At 68.6% G+C, this 1,005-nt stretch carries 2 protein-coding genes; both read left to right on the top strand.

What is annotated here, in order from left to right; genetic code table 11:
* The coding region (locus ACJH6I_RS31865) for an ABC transporter ATP-binding protein (RefSeq protein ID WP_406785204.1) at window positions 1-682 on the top strand (682 nt) is incomplete at its 5' end.
* A partial coding sequence (locus ACJH6I_RS31870) for an ATP-binding cassette domain-containing protein (protein WP_406785205.1) occupies window positions 679-1,005 on the top strand: 327 nt, incomplete at its 3' end. The genes ACJH6I_RS31865 and ACJH6I_RS31870, both read left to right, overlap by 4 nt.

Below are 1,005 nucleotides of genomic sequence, written 5' to 3' on the forward strand. Positions count from 1 at the left end.
GCTCTACCGGATCGGCGACCAGATCATCGAAACCATCCGCACCCACACCAACCTCAGCGAGAGCGCCGCGCGCAGGCGTGCCATCGACTTGCTCGCCGAGGTCGGCATTCCCGCCCCCGAGAAGCGCATCGACGGCTACCCGCACGAATTCTCGGGCGGCATGCGTCAGCGCGTCGTCATTGCGCTCGCGATCTGCGCCGAGCCGGAGCTGATCATCGCCGACGAGCCGACCACCGCGCTCGACGTCACCATCCAGGGCCAGATCCTCGATCTGATCGCCGGCCTCGTGGCGGAGCGCGGCATGTCGATGATCCTGATCTCGCACGATCTCGGCGTGATCGCCGAGAATGTCGAGCGCATGATGGTGATGTATGGCGGCACCGTCGTCGAAAGCGGCGAGACCAATGCCGTGTTCACGCGGATGGGTCATCCCTACACCCAGGGCCTGTTCCGCGCCCGCCCGCGGCTCGGCGCGCGCAAGGGGACGCGGCTCAAGACCATCGCCGGCACGGTGCCGGAGCTGGCCGACCTGCCCGCGGGCTGCACCTTTGCCGATCGCTGCACGATCGCCGAGGCGCGCTGCCGCGCGGCGCTGCCGGTCGTGGTCGATGTCGGCGCCGCGCATGGCGTGCGTTGCATCAGGACCGACGTCTCGATGGCTGCTGGGAGCGTCGGCGCATGACGATGCCGGACCAGCCTTCACCCGGAACGCCGCTGCTCGCGGTGAAGGACCTCGCGCAGCGCTACACGCTGCCGCGCGATAGCCTGTTCAAGCCGGCGGCGCAGGTGCACGCGCTCAACGGCGTGACGGCGCAGGTCATGCCGGGCAGGAGCCTCGGCGTGGTCGGCGAATCCGGTTCGGGAAAATCCGTCAGCGCGCTGTCGGTATTGAAGCTGTTGCCGTATCCGACGGCCTCGCATCCTTCCGGTGCGATCCGTTTCCGCGGCCGCGATCTCTTGACCGCGTCCGACCAGGAGATGCGCGAGGTCCGCGGCAACGACATC

It is taken from the genome of Mycobacterium sp. SMC-13 (assembly GCF_045311035.1).
Lineage (GTDB): Bacteria > Actinomycetota > Actinomycetes > Mycobacteriales > Mycobacteriaceae > Mycobacterium.